The sequence below is a fragment of the Streptomyces sp. NPDC006997 genome (genome assembly GCF_040635175.1).
Lineage (GTDB): Bacteria > Actinomycetota > Actinomycetes > Streptomycetales > Streptomycetaceae > Streptomyces.
In genome coordinates, this window is the sequence record NZ_JBEYHH010000053.1 from 1 (window position 1) to 18,103 (window position 18,103).

Genomic DNA, 18,103 nt, shown 5'->3' on the forward strand with positions numbered 1-18,103 from the left:
CAACGCCCCCTCGTCCTCGGCACGGTCGGCGTCACCGTCGCCGTCCTCGTCATCGGCTCCCTCGTCGCCCTCGGCACCCACGGCCCCACGGACGGGGACAGCCAGACCACCGGCGCCGACCAACCCTCCGTCAGCCTCGAACCCAGCACGCCCCCCACCCCCGTGACGGTGACCCCCACCCTCTCCTCCCGCGCCTACACCCCACCCCCACCCAGCCCCTCCCCCAAGCACACCCGCGAGGCGAAGAAGAAGAGGACCCCACCGCCCAAGCCGAAGCCGACCCACCGCACCCCGAAGGCGACACCGAAGCCCGACCCCGAGCCCACCCCGAAGTCGACGCCCGAGTCCGACGCCGATCCCGCCGTCCCCACCGGCGCGGTCCTGATCAGGAACAAGAAGTACGGCTACTGCGTCGACGTCCCCGGCACGGGCAAGGGCAGGCCGGACGGCAAGGTCCAGGACGCCGCCTGCGAGGCGTCGGCCGCCGACAACCAGCGCTGGACCCTGGAGCGGCGGGTGAGGGGCGGCGGCACCCGGGGCGCCGACCTCTACCTGATCCGCAACGCCAAGGACGGCCTCTGCTTCGACCTGCCGAACTACGGCCCCGTCGGCGCGACCACGCCGGTGACCGAGTACCACTGCGACGGCACCTCCGCCGACAACCAGCTCTGGTGGCTGGACCGGCGCCCGGACGGCGCGTACTGGATCCGCAACCAGAAGAGCGGTGACCTGTGCCTCGACGTGTCCCGCACCGACAGGGAGGCCGCGCACACCAACGTCACGGTGTTCCCGTGCAGCGACACCGACGACCACCGGTGGGTGTTCCGCAAGCCGTGACCGGGGGAACGGACGTCCCCGCCAGCCGACCGCGGTTGACGGGGACGCCCGCTTCCCCGTTCCTACGGAGGCGGCGGTCCGAACGGGTCCTGGGCGTCGACCGTCGGGACCTCCTTCGCCCGATGGCTGCCGGGCTTGCAGCCGGCGAAGGGGCCGGACGGGTCGCGCAGGGCCGTCAGCACCGGCCCCAGGTAGTCCCGGTGCCAGTTGGCGGGCCCGCACATCCCCGACCCGGGGCCGGTCAGCTCGCCCCAGGCCAGCCAGAGACCGTGCAGCTGGGCCACGGCTTCCGGGTGCTCCCACCAGCGGGAGCACCAGGGCTCCGAGGAGGTGACCTCCCGGCCGTAGACCGGCAGCAGGACGTGGTGGGCCCAGAGCGTGAGCTGCCGCAGCGTGTGCGCGTAGTCCGCCCCGCTCAGGTAGAGGATGAACCGCGGCTGCTCGGTCTCCGCCTCGGAGCCGTCCGCCGGGGCACTGTCAGGCGTCACGGATCACTTGCCCCGCTTCGCGGGCTTCTTGGCCTTGCTGCGGCTGCTCTGCTGGGACTGGGAGGACGAGCTGCCGTTGTTCTGCCGCGACTGGCTGGACGACGACTGACCGGACGCCGACTGACCGGTGGTGGACTGGCTGGCCCGGCGGGTCTGGTCGCCGTTGCCGTGCGGCAGGTAGCTGGAGGTGTAGGCGACGGGGTTCTGCGCGCCGCGGGCGGCTCCCATCCGCGACGACTCGGCCACCGGCTGGCCCTCCGTGGCCGTGGTCCAGGCCTGGGGGTCGTACGTCTGCCACCGGTCCATCGGGACCAGTGACTGGTTCTGCCGGGAGGCGGGGTCGTTCCCGCTGTGCGAGGACGACGCCCTCGGGTCCTGGGAGGACAGGGTGCTCAGTTCCGTGCCGTCCGTCGTGTCCTGCCCGGTGGTCTGGGGGTTGTTCCGGTTGGCGTACCACTCCGCCACGGGCTGGGCCAGCGTCCCGGTCCCGAGGGTCAGCGCGCCGAGCCCCTGGGTGAGGTACGCGGCGTTGGCGTCCTGCTGGTGGCCGCTGGCTCCGTAGCCGTAGGCGGCGGCGCCGCCCGCCTGCATCGCCTGGGTGACCCACACCCCCAGGTTGCTCCACCGCGACTGCTGGAACTCCGGGGACGGCCCCTGGCCGGTGTAGCGGCGGTACAGCTCGTTGGCGACGCTGCGCACGCCCTCGATGGTGCTGAGCGCGGCGAGCCCCGCGGCCACGCCGGTGCCGGCGCCGTAGGCGGCCTGCCCCGGTGTCTGGGCGGGCGCGGCGGCGCTCTGGCCGAGGATGCCCGCGCCCTGGAGGATGGCGGCGGTGCCACCGCCGCCGATCGCGGCGATCTGGTTCCGGTTCGCCTCGACCCACCGGTACGCCGTCCCGGCCCGGTTCAGGGCGGACGTGAACGTCCTGCCGTGGGTGACGTACGCCCAGCCCTGGATGGCGGTCGAGTAGAAGGGGTTGCGCTGCGGGAGCTGCCGCAGCGACTCCGGGTCGAAGTTGGAGGGCAGCCGCACCCTGTCCCGGTCCCGCTGGGTCTCCCTGACCCGCCGTTCGCTGGGAGGGTCGTCCGGCAGGGTGTTCCACACCTCCGGCGCGGTGGTGTAGCTGTCGCTGCTGGAGACGCTCGTGTTCGTCTGCCCGGAGCCGCCGCTGTTGCCGCTGTTGCCGCTCCCCGTCGAGTCAGGTGTGCCCCGCCTGTTCCTGCGTTGCTCGTCCGCCATCGCCGGACCTCCTCCTTGTTGGCGTCGTCAGGCACATCGGAGCGGCGGGGGAAACGGTTCACGTCCTCAACGGGACGGTCCCGCGCGCCGCCGTCGCCGGGTGGCGGGCGCCGGGGTCCGGGGCCGGGGTGTGGACCGGGCGGTCGCGCCGGGCACGGGCAGGTTCGCGAACCGGGCCACGGAGGGCGGCATCGACGGCGGCCGCGCCGCACGCGCCTGACGGGCCGGGGGCGGTACGGCTGCGCTGGGCGGGGTGGGTGGTGGCGACGGCCGTGTCCGCCGTGCCTCCGGCCGGGGTGCCGCCGCCCGGCGTCTCATGATCTCCCGCCCGACGGCACCGAAACAGGCCATTCCCGCCAGTCCGAAGGGCAGCGCCAGCCCCATCGTCGCGCCCATGGCGAGTCCCAGGCCGAGCCCGACCAGGGCCAGGCCCCACAGGGGCGCCGTCCGTGACAGCGCCCGCAGCACCGCCCGTCCGATCCTCTTCGCCAGGCCCACGACCGCGTCTCCTTCTGGCAGGAGGCCGCCGGGGGGACGGCGGCCTCCTGCCCCGCACCACGGAAGCGCGGCGGAAATGGTTCACCGCCGGGTGGCGCCTACGTGCGCCTCCGCCAGCGCCTGTTGGTGTCGTTGACCCCCAGCTCCGCCTCCGTCAGGTCCACGTGCAGGGGGATGCCGGGGCGGCTGCCGACCTTGATCAGGAAGTTGCCGAGGCCGGGCGGGTCGGTGTGGCGGCCTCCGGCGGCGTCCCAGGCGGGCGGGGTGGACCAGTCGGTCAGCAGGCGCTTCTCCGCCTCCGTCAGCTCCACGACCTGGGACAGCTGCGGCATCTCGGCGGGCGGCAGGCCCGCGCAGACCACCATGCCGGCGCGTTCGACGAAGCCCTTCGCCTTGGTGCGGTCCTCCTCGGTGGGCAGCGCGAGGAGGTCGTCGATGCTGTGGGTGACCATGGCGAGGCCGACGCCGCGCTGCCGGTCGAGGCGGGTGAGGGCGTTGACCCGGTCGACGAGGCCGCGGCCCGCCTGGAGAACGCGCCACAGCTCGTCCATGACGAGGAAGTAGTTGCGCTGCGGTTCGAGCCCCGCGTCCGCGAGGGCGTGCGCGGCGGAGACCGCGCCGAAGCCGTAGGACCAGCAGGACAGCAGGGCCGCCGCCTGGAGCAGGGTCTCGCTGTCGTCGATGCCGCTGACGTCGAAGCAGACCGGGCGGTCCAGCTTCATCGGCTCGGTGGTGGGGCGGGCGAAGGTGCCGCCGAGTCGGCCGTCGCCGAGCAGGGCGGTCAGGGACGCCTCCAGGTTCTCGGTGATGTCCCGGTAGCGGGCCAGGTCACCGCGGTCCAGGGCGACCGAACGCACCGGCTCCGGGGCGTCCTTGATGACCCGGACGAGGTCGCCGAGGACCGGCGCCCGCGTGCCCGCCCGGTCGTCGAGGACGTTGAGGGCCGCCGACAGGATGGTCTCCTCGCGGTCCGTCGGGGGCGCCGAGCGCAGGATCGTCACCAGCGCCGAGACCATGTGGAGGCGGCGGCCGTGGATGTCCGCGAGCAGGCGGCGCCGCGCGTCGCCGGTGAGCCGGGCCGCCGCCCGCAGGGACTCGCCGGGGTCCAGGACGTTGAGGTTGCCCCGCCCCCGGCCCAGGCTGATCACCTGCCCGCCGATGGCGCGGATCAGGTCGGCGTAGTCGGGCTTCAGGTCCCCGAAGATCAGCGGGTGGACGCCGTAGCCGGACAGTCCCAGCGCCATCCGGCGGACCACCGTCGACTTGCCGAGTCCCGGGCGGCCCAGCACGAACATCGACGGGTTGGCGAGCAGGCCGGTGCGCGTGAACCAGGACACCGGGTCGCAGCACACCGTCGCCCCGGAGTCCAGGTCGCGGCCCAGCGGCACCCCGACCATCGGGGTCCCGGCCCCGGCGCCGAACGGCCACAGGCCGCAGACCTGCACGGTGGTGCCGCGCCACTCGGGCGCGGGGTCGACGTAGCCGACCATGCCGCCGCCGCGTCCCGGCCAGCCCCGGGAGGTGGGGCGCGGCGGGCGGGGGTCCTTCGGGGTGGCGCGGGTCTTCACGGGGGTCTCCTCGTTCGTCGGCTACATCGCGTCGCGGACCGTCTGCGGCAACGCCGTGTGCAGGGGCAGCACCAGCCCCAGCGGCAGCGCCGCCGCGAAGGCCGCGGCCTGGGAGCCGTACACGGGCCGTACGGCGATCCGCGCGGCCGGGGCCAGGTTGTCCACGGCCGCCGCCGCGGTCGCCAGTTCGGCGGCGGAGCTGACGGTGGCCGTGACCAGCAGGCCGAAGCGGATGACGCCGTGGCCCTGGGCCTGTTCCTCGGTGGTGCGGCGGGCGGCGGTCACCTCGGCGTCGTCGCGGGCCTGCCCGATCTGCGACTGCTGGGCGGTGAACAGGGCGTTCTTGTAGTCCTGCTGGACGACGCGGGCGCCCTCGGCGCGGCTGTGCGGGCGGTACAGCAGGGTGACGCGCTTGCGGGCGATGTCGCGGCTGGGCTGGACCAGGCCGGTCAGGACGTTGGAGAAGACCTCGCCCTGCGGGGCCTCCGTCATCGCCCAGGTCACGCTGTACGCGCCGTCGTGGCGGTAGTGGTCCCAGGCTTCCTGGGCGGCCATCGGTCCGGCCTCGTCCCAGGTCAGCCCGGAGCCGCCGGTGGTGGCCCGGGCCTCCTCCACCAGGGGCGCCACGGTCGGGTCGTAGGCGACGCGGACCGCCTCCGCCAGTTCGGTCGCCGTCATCGGGACGGCCGTACCGGCGCCGGTCATGGAGAGTCCGGCGGTCAGTCCGGGCAGCCGGGTGCCGATGTGCACCGCCATGTCGTCGGCGCTGCGGCGCGGTGAGCCGGGGCGGGCGGCGCCGGAGTACGTCAGCGCGATCCGGGTGGCGATCTGCGCGGACCCGGCGGGGTAGGCGGCCAGCACCTCCCGGAGCATCGCGGTGGCGAGGTCGGGGGCGTCGGCGACGGAGTTGGCGGCGATCTCCTGGTGCAGCCGTACGCCGGTGTCGGGCGCCGTCTCCACGGTGACGCTCGCGGCGACGAGGCCCGGTTCGGCGCCCAGCGTGGCCAGCCACTGCCCCCAGTGCGCCACCCAGGTGTCGACCTGCCGCTCGTCGACGAGGGCGGAGCCGTCGGCGTCGCAGGCGATGACGACGCTGTGGTGCCCGGTCGACGGGACGGAGATCACGGCGAACGGGCGGCCGTAGCCGTCCTGCGCCTCCGTCAGCGTCGACTCCGCCGCCAGGCCGGGGAGCCGGCAGGTGCCGTACCCGGCGCGGCCCAGCGGTCCGGAGCGGTACAGGTGGCCGCCGGAGGCCGTGGTGCGCCACCAGGCCAGCCGGACCGCGCCGCGCTGCATCAGCGTGCGCCCGTGCCGGTCCCGTACCGCGAGCGGGGCCGTCAGCACGGCGAGCGCGACGGCCAGGCCCAGCGCCGCCCAGGTCGAGACCAGCGTCGCCAGGACCACCGCGACGAGCCCGGCGAACAGCAGCAGGGTCGCGCCGAGGGAGAGGCCCCGCAGTCCCGAGGTGCGGGGCTTGCGGAAGTTGCCGTAGGTGCGGGGCCGGGGTGCTTCAGTGACTGCCACGGGGGTTCTCCTGCCGCTCGTCGGCGACGGGGTCCCGGTCGGGGACCGGGACCGGTGGCGCCGCCTCTTCGTCGTCGTACGCGGTGGTCGTCCGCGTCTGCGTCTGCGTCTGCGTCTGCTCGGGGTCGTCGGGGGCCGTGCCGCGGACGGGGACGCCCGCGGCGCGGTCGGCGCCGCGGGCCGGGGTGGGGCCGGGGGCGGTGCGTCCGCCGGTGGCCGTCGACGGTTCGGCGGCCAGCGCGGCGCCGGACACCGAACGGCCCGCGGCCAGGTTCCGCAGCTGCGGTACGGGCAGCGCCCCGGTGGCCGCCGCCGTGCCGCCGGTCCCGGAGGCCGCCGCGGCGGCGCCGCCCCGCCGTCCCGTCCCGGACGCCACCGCCTGCACGACGGGCGCCGCGAACCGCAGCAGCGCGGGCAGCGTGAAGCAGGCCAGCACGATCAGGACGACGCCGGAGACCATGGAGACCACCCCGTCGCTCCCGGTCCCCCGGGCCTCCCCGCCCATCGCGAACGCCGCCGCGTACACGACCGCCGCCGCCGGTTTGTAGAGCACGAACGCCAGCAGCCAGCCCACCGAGCGGCGGAACCACACCCGGCCGCCCGCCGTGCCGCTCGCCGCCGCCGCGAGGGGCAGCGTGCCGGTGAGGATCACCAGCATCGCCATCCGTACGATCATCAGCGCGATCTGCGCCACGCTGCCCACGACCACCAGCAGGGCCATGAACAGCACCAGGAACGACGACTCCGTGCCGCCCAGCGCCAGCATCGCCGAGGTGCGCCGCTCGAACTCCTCGACGCAGCCCGCCACCGGGTCGCCGGTGGCGCTGATCTGCTCGCAGCCGGTGGACCGGTCGATGATCCACACGCTGAACCTGTCGCCCGCGACGGCCAGCAGACTGACCACGGCGACCCCCGCCGAGGAGACCACCACCAGGTTGAGCAGCCCCTGGAGTGCCTGCCGCGCCGGCTCCCCGCGCCGCTGCCAGGCGATGTGCCCGGCGGCGACGAGCAGACAGAGCACGGCGGCGAAGGACGTGAACCAGAGCGTGGACCCCCGCAGGAACGCCACCGGCCCCGCGCTGTCCGCCAGGTCCGGTGTGCCGAGGTTCATCCAGGCGCCGCCGAGCGCCTTCACCGTCGTACTCGCCGCCTGCGCGGCGCTCTCGGCGATGTCGTCGAAGCCGCTGCCGCCGAGGTCCTCGGGCGCGGTGCCCGCGCCGTCGCCGACGCAGTAGCCGCCGATCGTCGGGGCCACCCAGCCGAAGTCACAGCCCGCCATCAGACGCCTCCCCACTCGGTGTAGCCGGCGAGGGAGTCCACCGGGGTGGGCGCGACCGGGTCGGCCGGGTACTCGAGCCGCCAGTCGCCGTCCCGCCACAGCACGGTCGTCGTCGCGGCCTGCATCCGGCCGTCCGGGAACCGCCACACGGTCTGGATCACCGCCGTCGTGTCGTGGTACGTGACGAACCGGAACCCGGCGATCTGCCCGTGTACGGCGCCCCGGGCCCCGGCGTCCGGGGGCGCGGTGCGCTCGGCCGCCCGCCGCTCGGCGAGGTAGGCGTCGCGGCCCGCGCCGACGGTCTGGGCGCGGGTCACCGCGAGCCAGTCACCGGCCGCCAGGTAGCGCACGCTGATCTGGCTGGTGGCCAGCAGGGCGCCGAGGGGCGTGCGGGCGTAGCAGCGCGCCACGTCCCCGTCGGTCACGGCGGGCCCGGCCGCCTCGGAGGCGGGGAGGGCGACGGACCCGTAGAGGGTCCAGGTGAGGTCCGTCGGGGCGGTGGCGGGGACGTCCTGTACGTCGTCGGCGAGTGCGGGGCAGTCGGCTCCTGAGGGGGCGGCGGGAGCGGTGGCCCGGGCGCCCGGGGTCCGAGCCGTGGTGGTGGGGTCGTCCCCGTCCGGGGTGTCCGCGCCCACCGCGATCGCCGCGCCGATGACGGTGACGAAGCCGACGAACGCGGCGGCGAGGACGAAACCGCCGCGCAGCCAGGGGCTTCGGGGCTCGTCGGGGACCGCGCGGTCGCGGGGTTCCGGCATGTCGCTACTCCCTCCTCGACCGGCGGTCAGACCAGCGCCCCGACGATCCCGGACGCCGAGCCGACGAGCAGGCACGCCCCCAGGACCATGCCGAGACCGCGGGCGTGTTCGCGGCCACCGCCGCGGGAATGGTCGACCGCCATCCGGGCGGCGACGCCGAAGATGCCCGCGACGCACAGCGCGGTGACGCTCCAGGCCACCCACTTCAACACCGTGAGCAGGCCCTCCGCGCCGGGCGGCGCCTCCCCGCCGCCGACGTCCGGGACGCCGGAGGGCTGGGCCAGCGGGGCGAGGTGGGGTGAGGCGTCCAGGACGGTCGTCAGCAGGCTGGTCAACGGAGGGCTCCTATTCAGATGGGTTGACGGTCGGGCCTACGCGGTCCGGGTGAGCCGGGTCAGGTCGCGGGCCAGTGGGGCGCACTCCCCCGGCAGGTGGGTGAGCGGTGACTCACCGAGCCGCCAGGGCTCCACCCACGGGATCTCCCACAGCCGGGGCACCGCGCCCGACACCAGCCGGACCAGGTCGCGCAGGGCCCGGGGGCGGCGGCCGGGCGCGTCGGCGACGACGACCAGACCGAGCAGGTCGACGCCGGTGACCATGCCCGACGCCCACTGCCGCGCCGCGCTCTGCGCCGCCCGCACGCCGTGCGCGCTGGAGCGGGCGACGAGGACGACGGACGCGGCCGGGGACGCCGGGGACACCGGCCAGGCGCGGCCCGCGTCCCGGCCGCCGGGCACCGCGCGCTCCAGGGTGCTGACGCCCGCGCCGCCGTGCACGCCCAGCCACCACCAGGAGTGCCCGGCGTCCGTCCGCGGCGGCCGGGCGACGGGCAGCGCGTGCTCGGGCCGGGGCACTCCGACGCCCTGCGGTGCCGCCGGGCCCGAGAGCCGCACCGACACCTCCTGAACCGATCCGCGGGGTTTCCCGTTGCTGCCCCCCGAAGGACCCGGCTGCGGCAACCAGGGATTGACATCCGGCACATCCCCCGCCACGGCAACTCCCTCATCCGCTGACTCAACAGACGCAAGTTATACATACGTTGCGTACAACGCACAAGGGATGTCTCACCAAAAAGCTCTGATACCGGACGAGTTGGGTCACGCTGCCCGGAGAGGCTCCCGAACCGCGCGACTTCCACAGGGGGTTGGACATGAGCGGCCCTGCCGCACAGGCGAGATCGACGCTCCTGGTGACCGGCTGCGCCGTCCTCGGACTGCTCGGCTCGATGGTCGGCCTGTCGGTGCTGGGCGCCGCGGAGCGGGAAGAGGACGCCGCCCCCGTGGGGTTCGCCACCACCTTCGACTCCGGGCGCGTCCCGGCGGAGTACGTGCCGTGGATCGAGCTGGCCGCCCGGCAGTGCCCGGAGGTCAGCGCGCCGCTGCTGGCCGCGCAGATCGAGGCCGAGTCGGGCTGGAACCCCCTCGCGGTCAGCCCGGCCGACGCACGGGGCCTGAGCCAGTTCATGCCCGGCACCTGGGCGACCTGGGGCGTCGACGCGGGCGGCGACGGCGGCAGCGCCCGGCCGGACGGCGTCGCCGACCCGTTCACCCCCGCCGACGCCATCCTGACGCAGGCCCGCTACGACTGCTGGCTGGCCGACCAGGTCGGGTCCACGGGCGCCGACGGCGACCCCACCCGGCTGATGCTCGCCGCGTACAACGCCGGGCCCGGCGCGGTCGAGACGTTCGGCGGCATCCCGCCGTACCCGGAGACCCAGTCCTACGTCGCCCGGATCGTCTCCTCCATGGCCCGCTACACCGCGGGCGGGCCGACCGGGAGCGGCGGGGCGTTCGGGGACCGGGTGGTGGCCGCCGCCCGGAAGTGGCTCGGCACCCCGTACGCCTGGGGCGGCGGCGGGCCCGAGGGCCCCGGGCGGGGGTACGCGCAGGGCGCGAACACGGTCGGGTTCGACTGTTCGAGCCTCGTGCAGTACGCCGTCTACCAGGCCAGCGGCGGCGAGGTGCTGCCGCCGCGGGTCTCCCAGCTCCAGGTCGGCGCGGGTGAGCCGGTGGCCCGCGACGAGATGCGGCCCGGTGACGTGATCGGGTTCGACCTGCACGGCAGCTTCGACCACATCGGCATCTACCTCGGGCACGGGCAGTTCATCCACGCCCCGAGGACCGGCGACGTCGTGCGGATCGACCGCCTCGACCAGCCCTACTACTCCCACAGGCCCCAGAAGGTGAGGCGGTTCGGATGACCCTGCCCCGTGTCGGAACTGTCCGGGGCGCCCTCGCGGTGCTCGCCCTCGTCCTCACCCTCGGCGGCTGCGGCTCCGGTTCCGGCGGGGACGGCGGACCGGTCGCCGCGGAGGCGACGCCCTCGACGCCCACGGCGCCCGCGGCGACCGGCACCGGCCCGTACCCCTCCCCGTCCGGGCCCGCCGAGGCGTCCCCCGTGCCGACGGAGCCCGGGGGCACCCCGCGGGTGGACGTCCCCCGCCCCGCCGACGTGGACCAGCGGGACGCCGACGCGGTCGCCCGGGGCGCGCTCACCGCGCTGTGGACGTACGACACCGTCACCGACGGCGGGCCGCACGACGCCGGGGTCCGCGCGGCCGACGCGGGCTGGCTGACCCCCGCCTACGCCCGGCGGCTGCGCGACCACCAGCCGCGCTCGGTGCCCGGCGCGCGGTGGCGGGAGTGGGCCGGGCACCGCGCCGTCACCGAGGTCACGCTGGAACGGGCCGCGGACGCCGCGATCCCGCCCGACACCGGCACGGAGGCGTGGCGGCAGTGGACGGTCACCGCCGCCCCGCACGGCCGCGCGGGGTGGACGGGCGAGCCCACGACGGTCGTGGCGTACGTACGGCTCACCCGCGCGGCGGCCGGGGCGGGGTGGCGGGTCGCCGATGTCGCCGTCCAGTAGCCGGGACCTCCCCGTCCCCGAGCCCGGAGGAACCATGCCCCCCGCGTACGAGTCCGCCGACGTGCCCGCCTGGCCGGTCTACTCCCTCACCGTCCACGAGGACGGCCGGGTCGTCGCCCACGGCCCGCTGGTCCCCGAGACCCGGCACCCGAGCCGGGCCGGGGCCATCGGCACGGTCGCCGCGGCGGCGGCCAGACTCGACCGCCCGGTACGGGCCAGGGCCACCGAACCGGACGGCACCGTGTGGCACCTGGCCGTCTCCCCCGACGGCGCGGTGGAGGAACTGCCGGGCGGAGGCCGCCAACGCGACCGGCCGTCACGGCGACGCGGGGACCGGACGTCCGGACCGGCGGCGGAGCGAGCGGGGTCGGCGGGCCCGGCTCCCGAGAGCCCGGCGGACGCCCGGGGGCACGGCCCCGCACCGGACCCGCGCCCCGCCCCCGACGCCTACGCCGACTCACTGGCCCAGGTCACCGCGCACCTCAAGGCGGGCCGTGTCGCGCAGGCCGTCGAACTCACCGCGCGCCTCGACGAACAGGCCGCCGACACCCTCGGCGTCTCCCACCCCGACGCCCTGGGCGTCCGCGAGGTCCGGGCCCGCGTCGCGGTGCTCGCCGGGGACGCCAGCGGTGGCGTACGGCTGTTCCGCGACGTCGCCGAGCGGTGGCACTACCAGGGCGACGGCGAACGCGCCGAGGCGGCCGCCGCCCGCGCCGAGACGGTCTGGCTCCAGATCACCGACCTGGACGAGGCGCTGGCCGCCGGCATCGGCGTCGTACGCCTCCGCAACCAGTTGCCCGGCCCGGACGGCAGCGCGCTGACCGCCGTCCTGGAACACCAGGCGTGGCTGGCGGGGGCACGGGGAACCGCCCCGGCGCCGGGCCGCGTGCGGCGTCCGACGCCCTCCTGGGAGCGCCCCGCGCAGGACGTCAGGGCGGCCCGGTGAGCGCCGTACGGCCTCACGCCGCCGGCGAGTACCAGGCGGGTGCCGCGTCGATCTCCCCGTCCGGCGTCGCGACGAGGTCCAGGGCCGTCCGCAGCGCCCGTACCGCGTGGTACAGCCGCGACTTCACGGTGCCCGGCGGGATGCCCAGCGCGAGGGCCGCCTCACGGGTCGACCTGCCGGTGTAGTACGTCTCGTACAGCACCTCGCGGTGCTTGACCGACAGGGACTTGAAGGCGTCCCTGAGCACCACCGAGGACAGCAGCCGGTCCAGGTCGTCGCGGCGGGCGAGGAGTTCGTCCAGCCAGGCCGTGCCGTCGACCTCCTGCGGGCGGGCCATCCGCGTCCGGTAGTCGTCGACGACGATGTTGCGGGCCACCCGGAACAGCCACGGCCGCAACGGCTCGCCGCTGACCAGGTCCTGGGTGCGCCAGCAGCGCAGCAGCGTCTCCTGGACGACGTCCTCCGCCCGGTACCGGTCACCCCCCAGCAACCGCAGCACGTACTTGTAGAGATCACCCGCCTGTTCGTCGTAGAGCGCCCGCAGCGCGCGTTCCCTGGCGGTGTCCGCTCCCGTCGAGCCCATCACGGTCCAGCTCAAGGTCGTACCCCCTAGTCGTGTGACCCGGGGCCGTGGTCGGTGGCCCCGTCGTGGCTGGCCGGGAGTCTTGCGAGGGGAGTTCCACGTGGCGTTGACGAGCGGTTGACGGCCCGCTTGACGGACACCGCCGGAGCGGGGCTCGGCGCCGGGCGGCGGCGGGGTCGCGCGGGTTCCCGCCGCGGCCCCGCCACCACCCGGCTGAGCTGCGGGTTCTCGGTCAGGCGGCGCCCGTGACGGGGGCGGTGGTCAGGGCGTGCATACGGCGATTGACGAGGTGCGGCACCCCGGCCTCCATGACGGTCCGCCCGCCCTGCCGCGCGGGCCGCAGGGTGAGCAGCGCGGCGAGCAGCGCCCGGCCCTGCTCGACGGCGGAGGGCACGTCGTCGTTGCGCAACCAGGCCGCGACCGCGCGGGTCAGCTCCTCGTGGGCGCGGGTGTCGCCCTGGCGGTGCCGGATCCGGGCCAGTTCGAGGCAGATGTCCGTGGCGAGGCGGTGGTTGGCGGTCCGGTGCGCGACGAACGCCTCCAGGGCGTGTGCCTCCAGCGTGTGCGGGTGCTCGGGCCCGAAGGCGCGCGCGGTGTGCTCCCGCAGCCGGAAGGCGAGCGCCGCGGCCCGCTCCGGCGCGCCGGAGTCCAGCGACTCCCCGACGAGCCGTACGAGTTCGGCGAGCTGGCCGGGGACGTCCGCGGCCCCCGGGACCCGGACGTCCTCCGAGGCCGCCTCGGGTTCGTCGTCGAGTTCGTCGTCGGGTTCGTGGTCCGGTTCGTGGTCCGGTTCGTGGTCCGGTTCGTGGTCGGGCTCGCTGTACGCCTCCTCCTCCACCAACTCCTCGTGCTGTTCGTGCAGGACGACCCGGCTCGATCCGTCGGGGGCGACCTCGACCACCGTGACCTCGCCCTGCTGGCGGTCCGTGATCGCCGCCTCGACGGGTTCGCCCCGCCCCTGCGCGTGGCGGTGCATCAGGTCGAGCACGGCCACGTGCACCGGTTCACCCTCGGGTACGACCAGGGGCCGACCGTCGACCGTGGCGCCGCCGTCCCCTCGTATGAGGACGTCGAAGGGGGTCGGCCGCTGGTCCTCGCGGGTACGTCTGCCGAACATCTGCGGGCTCCTTTCCACGCTGGGCGTGCTGGTCAGTCGGAGGGCGTCGGACGCGGGCTGAGGCTCGGGTACTCCTCGTCCGAGAGGGCCGCGTCCTCGGAGTACAGGGCGAACGACGAGCGGACGCCGATGACGTAGGTCTGGGACCGCGGGGTCTCCGGGACGCCCTTGGCCTGCTTGACCGCGTCGAGACCGGCGTCGTACGCGGCGAGGGTGAGGTCCAGGCGGTCGCCCTGGACCTCGTTGCCGGCGATCAGGGCGTCGATGTCCTCGGCGAGCGCGCACATGTACCGGGCCTGCGCCATGATCGAGTCCTCGCCGTCCAGGGCCGAGGTCTCGTCGTTGTCGTCCTCGTCCTCGCCGTACTCGTCGAACTTGTCCGGCGGGAGCTGGGAGAGGCCCTCCGCGCCGTCGGGGCCGACCAGGTTCTCGACGAACCCGGACTCGTACTGGACCTGCGAGACGATCACGATGGCGCCGATCTGCGAGCACTCCTGCCCGGCCTCCCCGATGACCTCGCGGTACTTGCTGGGCACGGCCTCGGTGTTCAGCTCGCCGAGGCCGTCGCTGTTGAACGCGTCCACGATCACGCTGCCGTCCACGCCACCGCCCCCGCCCCCACCGCCCCCGCCGCAGGGCAGGATGCCGATCTCGCAGAGCAGCACCACGGGCCAGAGGATCCAGCCGATGGCGCACATCACGAGCACCCCGAGCAGCAGCAGGAGGATCAGCAGCGGGGCGAAGAAGCAGCCCAGGACCCCCGTACCGGCGCCGGCGGCGATGAGCATGGAGTTCCGTTTCCGGTCGGCCTCGTTCTGGGAGTCCCCTCCCGTCTGTGCGCCCACGACCCCTCACACCCCTCGCCCGCACTCGCCCGGCAGACGTCCCGGGACGCCTTGAACCGGGTCACCTGATTTCCCGTAGTGGCTGCCCGACGGATCACCGCGAGCGCCGCACGCAGCAACGGACACGGCGATCCATCAGTTCAATCCGGGATCGATCCGTCGCGGTTCGCGAGCGAGGGAAGGACAAGGAAGGGGTGGACGCGCATGGGCGTCCCTTCGACGACGTCGGCGGGCTCACAGATGTGGGTACGCGGACCGACCGCACCACAGGCCACACCGCCGAAGACCACACCGCCACAGGCCGCGGCGCCGCCGCGGGCGACACCACCGCGGGCCGTGCCGCCGTCGGTGGAGCGCGCCGCGCCGGTGGCCCGGGGTGACCGGGTCGCCTGGGTCAGCGCGCACGGCGGTGCCGGGGCGAGCACCCTCGCCCGGACGCTGGGCGGCGCGGACGTCGGCCGCCGGTGGCCCGACCCGGCGGACGGCGAGCCCGGCGAGGTCCTGCTGGTGGCGCGCACCCACCACGCGGGGATGCGGGCGGCGTCCCAGGCGCTGAACGCGCTCCGCAAGGGGGAGCACCCGGCGGGGGTGCGGCTGGTCGCCGTCGTGCTCGTCGCGGACGCGCCGGGCCGACTGCCGCGCCCGCTGGGCCGCCAGGTGCGCGTGCTGCGCTCGGCGGCCACGGTGCACCGCGTCCCGTGGGTGCCGCGCTGGCGGCTCGGTGAGGAGAGCGACCAGTTGCCGCGGCCGGTGCGCGCGCTGGCCCGGGTCGTCGCCGCACCGGCCGGGCGTGCCCGGAGGCCGAAGTGAGGCTCACGGCCGACCGGTTCACCCTGGCCGGCGTCAACCCCGACGAGTTCGGCCCCAACGGCTCCTTCAACCCGCAGCCCGAGGTGGGCGACCTGCTCGGCTACCTCACCTGGATCGTGTCGGCGGCCTCGGTCGGCGGCCTGCTCGTCGTGGGCATCCAGATGGCCATGCAGTTGCGCCGCGGCGAGATGGGCGAGGGGGCGACCTACTTCCGGGGCGGCTTCATCGTCATCTCCGCCTGCGTCCTCGGCACCACCGCCGGACCGATCGTCAACTTCGTGCTCTAGCCGCCGCACCGTCGGCCGCCCGTTCCGTCCCCCACTCGTCACAGCTCTTGGAGAACCCGATGAAGGACACCCTGCACACCCTCGTCCTGGCCGCCACCGGCGGCACCACCGGCGGTACCGGCGACGTCCCGCAGCCGGAGAAGCAGGCCCCCGGCGAGCTCGCCGACGCCGTCAACACCGTGCTCGGCATCGCCGCCTGGGCGGGCACCGCGGCCGGGGTGGCCGGGGTCATCGTCACCGGGATCATGATGGCCGTCTCCATGAAGCGCGGTGAGGGGTCGGAGCACCTCAGCCGCCTCGGCATGGTGCTGGGCGGCTGTGTGCTGGTGGCCACCGCGGGCCCCACCGTCGCGTTCCTCTTCTGAGGCCGACCCACGGGGAGAGGCCGTCGACGTGTTCGGTACACAGCGCAAGAGGGACCCGGTGAGCGGTCCCTTCTACACAGAGCGGGGCTGGATCAGCTCGGCCCTCTTCCTGGGGTTCTTCCTGGTCCTGTCCCTGGTGGCCTGGGTCAGCGACCCCGAGGGACCCGACCTCGCCGAGACCAGCCGGGAGATCCTCACCGGCCTGGACGGCCCGCTGTCGCCCGGCGACCCGCAGCAGGTGCGCGGCGGTCCGGGCGGGCGGCCGGAGAACTGCGCGACCGACGACCGGGACGGCGCGCGGCCCACCACGGCGCCAGAGGACGTGGAGTGGCGGAAGCTCGTCGCCATCATGGTGCCCGTCTCCCCGTCCGCCGGGCCCCTGAACACCGAGGCCACGATGTGGTGGTGCTTCGCCCACACGCCCACCGGCGCGGTACTGGCGGCGCACGTCATCCCGGTGCAGCTGAGCGGCGTCTCCTGGCGGCTGGTCGCCCAGCAGCAGGTGGTGCCGGGGGCGCCGCGGGACACGTTCGTCGCGGGCAAGGCCAGGACCAGCAGGGCCGTCTCGGAGGACAGCCCCGTCGGCCGGTTCACGGGCTACTCCCTGGAGTCGTACTCCGGCGACCTGGCGACCGTACGGCTGCTCGTGACCGACCCGCTGGGCGGCTATCTGTCCACGTCGGTGTCGGTGCGCTGGCGGGACGGCGACTGGAAGGTGGCGCTGCGGGACGACGGGTCCCTGTACTCGTCGGTCAAGCGCCAGGCGACACCCGACGGCTTCACCCTGTGGGGGGCGTGAGATGAACCTGGCCGCGGCAGGGGACGGATGCGACGGGGGCATCGACTTCCTCGGCATGTTCGGCGACCCCATCGGCACGATGATCCAGATGGTCGCCGAGATCATCATCACCGGCGCGCTCGGCGTCTTCGACGCGGTGTGGGACATCGAGTCCACCAACCCGGGCGCCTCCAGCAAGATCAGCAACCAGACGCGGTGGATCGTCGTGTACCTCGCGTGCGGTTCGATCCTGGTCGCCGCCACCAAGATGGCGCTGACGCGCCGCGCGGAGTCGGGGCAGCTCGCCCTCAAGGGCATCCTGCGCGTCCTCGTGGTGAGCGCGGGCGTGACGGCCATCATCGGCACGTTCGTCGACCTCACCGACCGGTACTCCGACTTCCTGCTGCGCGGCACCCTCCAGAACCTCATGGAGGGCATCGACTGCAACGGCGACGTACCGAACATGCTGCTGCTGGTCATCGGGGTGCTGCTGCTGATCGCCGGGATCATCCACGCCCTGCTGATGTGGATCCGGCTCGGCGTGATGATCATCCTGATGGGCACGCTGCCGATCGCCGCCGCCGCGTCCATGACGGACTGGGGCGGCACCTGGTGGCGCAAGCACGTCGGCTGGATGGCCGCCTGGCTGCTCTACAAGCCGACGGTCGCGCTCGTCCTGTACTCGGGGTCCGTCATGGTCGACGCCTCGGAGGCGCACAGCGACGTCGACACGCAGATCGCCGGCATGGGTCTGCTGCTGCTGTCGGCCGTGGCGCTGCCCGCGCTGATGCGGCTGATCGTCCCGGCGACGGCCGCGCTCGGCGGCGACTCGGTCGGGTCCGCCACGATGGGCGTGGCCGGGGGCGTCGCCTCCGGCGCGGTGTCGCTGGCCGACTCGGGCGGCCGGAAGGCGGCCTCCGGCGGCGGCAGCGGTTCCGCCGGGTCGCGCGGGCCCTCGGGCGCGAGCGGCGGTTCCGGCGCGAGCGGGGCCGGCGGTCGCAGCGGCGCGGGCGGCGCGTCCGGACCGGGCGGCGGCGCGGGACCGGCGGGCCAGGCCGGCTCGGCGGGCGCCGGGGCGGGCGGCGCCGCGGCGGCGGGCGGTGCCGGAGCGGCCAGCGCCGGGGGCGCGGCCGCGGCGGCGAATCCCGCGGTGGCGGCCCTGGTCGTGGCCGGGAAGCTCGCCAAGGGCGCCGTGAACGTCGCCGCGAGCGGCGTCCAGGGCGCCAACCGGGACGACGACCGCTGACCGGCCGCCCCCGCGGCGGCCGGTGACCGGGCCTGGTGCGCCGGGCGCGCCAGGCCCCCTCACCCCCTCC

General features: G+C 75.1%; 21 protein-coding genes. 9 read left to right on the forward strand and 12 right to left on the reverse strand.

Features of this window, described 5'->3' with window-relative positions; genetic code table 11:
- Window positions 1–837, forward strand: an 837-nt coding sequence (locus ABZ659_RS32895) for an RICIN domain-containing protein (protein ID WP_360227617.1), incomplete at its 5' end; no start/stop codon positions are given.
- 62 nt (window positions 838–899) lie between these two features.
- Here ABZ659_RS32895 and ABZ659_RS32900 read toward each other — a convergent pair.
- The 9 genes from ABZ659_RS32900 to ABZ659_RS32940 form a co-directional block, all read right to left on the reverse strand.
- A complete protein-coding gene (locus ABZ659_RS32900; RefSeq protein WP_360227620.1) occupies window positions 900–1,325 on the reverse strand; it encodes a DUF4913 domain-containing protein in 426 nt (141 codons plus the stop codon).
- Between the two features lie 3 nt (window positions 1,326–1,328).
- The gene (locus ABZ659_RS32905) at window positions 1,329–2,564 is read right to left on the reverse strand and encodes a hypothetical protein (RefSeq protein WP_360227623.1); all 1,236 of its coding nucleotides are present in this window, start codon (window positions 2,562–2,564) and stop codon (window positions 1,329–1,331) included.
- A gap of 66 nt (window positions 2,565–2,630) precedes the next feature.
- Window positions 2,631–3,062 carry a hypothetical protein gene (locus ABZ659_RS32910; protein WP_360227626.1) on the reverse strand — a complete coding sequence of 144 codons (432 nt, stop codon included), beginning with the start codon at window positions 3,060–3,062 and terminating at the stop codon, window positions 2,631–2,633.
- Between the two features lie 98 nt (window positions 3,063–3,160).
- Window positions 3,161–4,630: an ATP/GTP-binding protein gene (locus ABZ659_RS32915; RefSeq protein WP_360227629.1), complete on the reverse strand. Its 1,470-nt coding sequence runs from the start codon at window positions 4,628–4,630 to the stop codon at window positions 3,161–3,163.
- A gap of 21 nt (window positions 4,631–4,651) precedes the next feature.
- Entirely contained in the window at window positions 4,652–6,154 is a 1,503-nt protein-coding gene (locus ABZ659_RS32920) for an SCO6880 family protein (protein ID WP_360227632.1), read from the reverse strand.
- On the reverse strand, window positions 6,141–7,433 hold the full coding sequence (locus ABZ659_RS32925; RefSeq protein ID WP_360227635.1) for a hypothetical protein: 1,293 nt from the start codon (window positions 7,431–7,433) through the stop codon (window positions 6,141–6,143). The genes ABZ659_RS32920 and ABZ659_RS32925 overlap by 14 nt, the downstream gene beginning before the upstream one ends.
- Window positions 7,433–8,188, reverse strand: a complete 756-nt coding sequence (locus ABZ659_RS32930) for a hypothetical protein (protein ID WP_360227638.1) — start codon at window positions 8,186–8,188, stop codon at window positions 7,433–7,435. Before ABZ659_RS32930 ends, ABZ659_RS32925 begins: the two co-directional genes overlap by 1 nt.
- A gap of 26 nt (window positions 8,189–8,214) precedes the next feature.
- Window positions 8,215–8,523: a hypothetical protein gene (locus ABZ659_RS32935; protein WP_360227641.1), complete on the reverse strand. Its 309-nt coding sequence runs from the start codon at window positions 8,521–8,523 to the stop codon at window positions 8,215–8,217.
- Window positions 8,524–8,559: 36 nt separating this feature from the next.
- A complete protein-coding gene (locus ABZ659_RS32940; protein WP_360227644.1) occupies window positions 8,560–9,081 on the reverse strand; it encodes a DUF6668 family protein in 522 nt (173 codons plus the stop codon).
- A 257-nt stretch (window positions 9,082–9,338) separates the two neighbouring features.
- Between ABZ659_RS32940 and ABZ659_RS32945 the strand changes: the two genes are divergently transcribed.
- The 3 genes from ABZ659_RS32945 to ABZ659_RS32955 are packed head-to-tail and all read left to right on the forward strand — an operon-like array spanning window position 9,339 to window position 12,002.
- Window positions 9,339–10,388: an NlpC/P60 family protein gene (locus tag ABZ659_RS32945; protein ID WP_360227647.1), complete on the forward strand. Its 1,050-nt coding sequence runs from the start codon at window positions 9,339–9,341 to the stop codon at window positions 10,386–10,388.
- Window positions 10,385–11,056 carry a hypothetical protein gene (locus tag ABZ659_RS32950; RefSeq protein ID WP_360227650.1) on the forward strand — a complete coding sequence of 224 codons (672 nt, stop codon included), beginning with the start codon at window positions 10,385–10,387 and terminating at the stop codon, window positions 11,054–11,056. Before ABZ659_RS32945 ends, ABZ659_RS32950 begins: the two co-directional genes overlap by 4 nt.
- A 34-nt stretch (window positions 11,057–11,090) precedes the next feature.
- The gene (locus ABZ659_RS32955) at window positions 11,091–12,002 is read left to right on the forward strand and encodes a hypothetical protein (protein WP_360227653.1); all 912 of its coding nucleotides are present in this window, start codon (window positions 11,091–11,093) and stop codon (window positions 12,000–12,002) included.
- A 13-nt stretch (window positions 12,003–12,015) separates the two neighbouring features.
- On the opposite strand, the gene ABZ659_RS32960 is transcribed toward ABZ659_RS32955, so the two are convergent.
- From ABZ659_RS32960 to ABZ659_RS32970, 3 genes are all read right to left on the reverse strand, one after another.
- On the reverse strand, window positions 12,016–12,600 hold the full coding sequence (locus ABZ659_RS32960) for a sigma-70 family RNA polymerase sigma factor (protein WP_360227656.1): 585 nt from the start codon (window positions 12,598–12,600) through the stop codon (window positions 12,016–12,018).
- Between the two features lie 217 nt (window positions 12,601–12,817).
- A complete protein-coding gene (locus ABZ659_RS32965) occupies window positions 12,818–13,702 on the reverse strand; it encodes a hypothetical protein (protein WP_360227659.1) in 885 nt (294 codons plus the stop codon).
- A gap of 32 nt (window positions 13,703–13,734) precedes the next feature.
- The gene (locus ABZ659_RS32970; RefSeq protein ID WP_360227662.1) at window positions 13,735–14,547 is read right to left on the reverse strand and encodes a transglycosylase SLT domain-containing protein; all 813 of its coding nucleotides are present in this window, start codon (window positions 14,545–14,547) and stop codon (window positions 13,735–13,737) included.
- A gap of 204 nt (window positions 14,548–14,751) precedes the next feature.
- On the opposite strand from ABZ659_RS32970, the gene ABZ659_RS32975 reads away from it, so the two are divergent.
- From ABZ659_RS32975 to ABZ659_RS32995, 5 genes are read left to right on the forward strand one after another with little or no spacing between them, the layout of a single operon-like run.
- Window positions 14,752–15,357, forward strand: a complete 606-nt coding sequence (locus ABZ659_RS32975; protein WP_360227665.1) for a DUF6668 family protein — start codon at window positions 14,752–14,754, stop codon at window positions 15,355–15,357.
- Window positions 15,354–15,644: a hypothetical protein gene (locus ABZ659_RS32980; RefSeq protein ID WP_360227668.1), complete on the forward strand. Its 291-nt coding sequence runs from the start codon at window positions 15,354–15,356 to the stop codon at window positions 15,642–15,644. The genes ABZ659_RS32975 and ABZ659_RS32980 overlap by 4 nt, the downstream gene beginning before the upstream one ends.
- Before the next feature lie 59 nt (window positions 15,645–15,703).
- A complete protein-coding gene (locus tag ABZ659_RS32985) occupies window positions 15,704–16,009 on the forward strand; it encodes a hypothetical protein (protein WP_360227671.1) in 306 nt (101 codons plus the stop codon).
- 28 nt (window positions 16,010–16,037) lie between these two features.
- Window positions 16,038–16,808, forward strand: coding sequence for a hypothetical protein (locus ABZ659_RS32990; protein ID WP_360227674.1), 771 nt, complete (start codon window positions 16,038–16,040; stop codon window positions 16,806–16,808).
- Between the two features lies 1 nt (window position 16,809).
- On the forward strand, window positions 16,810–18,033 hold the full coding sequence (locus ABZ659_RS32995) for a hypothetical protein (RefSeq protein ID WP_360227677.1): 1,224 nt from the start codon (window positions 16,810–16,812) through the stop codon (window positions 18,031–18,033).
- The last annotated feature ends 70 nt before the right edge of the window (window positions 18,034–18,103 follow it).

Excerpts from the sequence above, each read along its gene's own strand:
- ABZ659_RS32905 (WP_360227623.1), bottom strand. The coding sequence starts at position 2,564 with ATGGCGGACGAGCAACGCAGGAACAGGCGGGGCACACCTGACTCGACG.
- ABZ659_RS32925 (WP_360227635.1), bottom strand. The coding sequence starts at position 7,433 with ATGGCGGGCTGTGACTTCGGCTGGGTGGCCCCGACGATCGGCGGCTAC.
- ABZ659_RS32930 (WP_360227638.1), bottom strand. The coding sequence starts at position 8,188 with ATGCCGGAACCCCGCGACCGCGCGGTCCCCGACGAGCCCCGAAGCCCC.
- ABZ659_RS32945 (WP_360227647.1), top strand. The coding sequence starts at position 9,339 with ATGAGCGGCCCTGCCGCACAGGCGAGATCGACGCTCCTGGTGACCGGC.
- ABZ659_RS32950 (WP_360227650.1), top strand. The coding sequence starts at position 10,385 with ATGACCCTGCCCCGTGTCGGAACTGTCCGGGGCGCCCTCGCGGTGCTC.
- ABZ659_RS32955 (WP_360227653.1), top strand. The coding sequence starts at position 11,091 with ATGCCCCCCGCGTACGAGTCCGCCGACGTGCCCGCCTGGCCGGTCTAC.
- ABZ659_RS32965 (WP_360227659.1), bottom strand. The coding sequence starts at position 13,702 with ATGTTCGGCAGACGTACCCGCGAGGACCAGCGGCCGACCCCCTTCGAC.
- ABZ659_RS32975 (WP_360227665.1), top strand. The coding sequence starts at position 14,752 with ATGGGCGTCCCTTCGACGACGTCGGCGGGCTCACAGATGTGGGTACGC.
- ABZ659_RS32985 (WP_360227671.1), top strand. The coding sequence starts at position 15,704 with ATGAAGGACACCCTGCACACCCTCGTCCTGGCCGCCACCGGCGGCACC.
- ABZ659_RS32995 (WP_360227677.1), top strand. The coding sequence starts at position 16,810 with ATGAACCTGGCCGCGGCAGGGGACGGATGCGACGGGGGCATCGACTTC.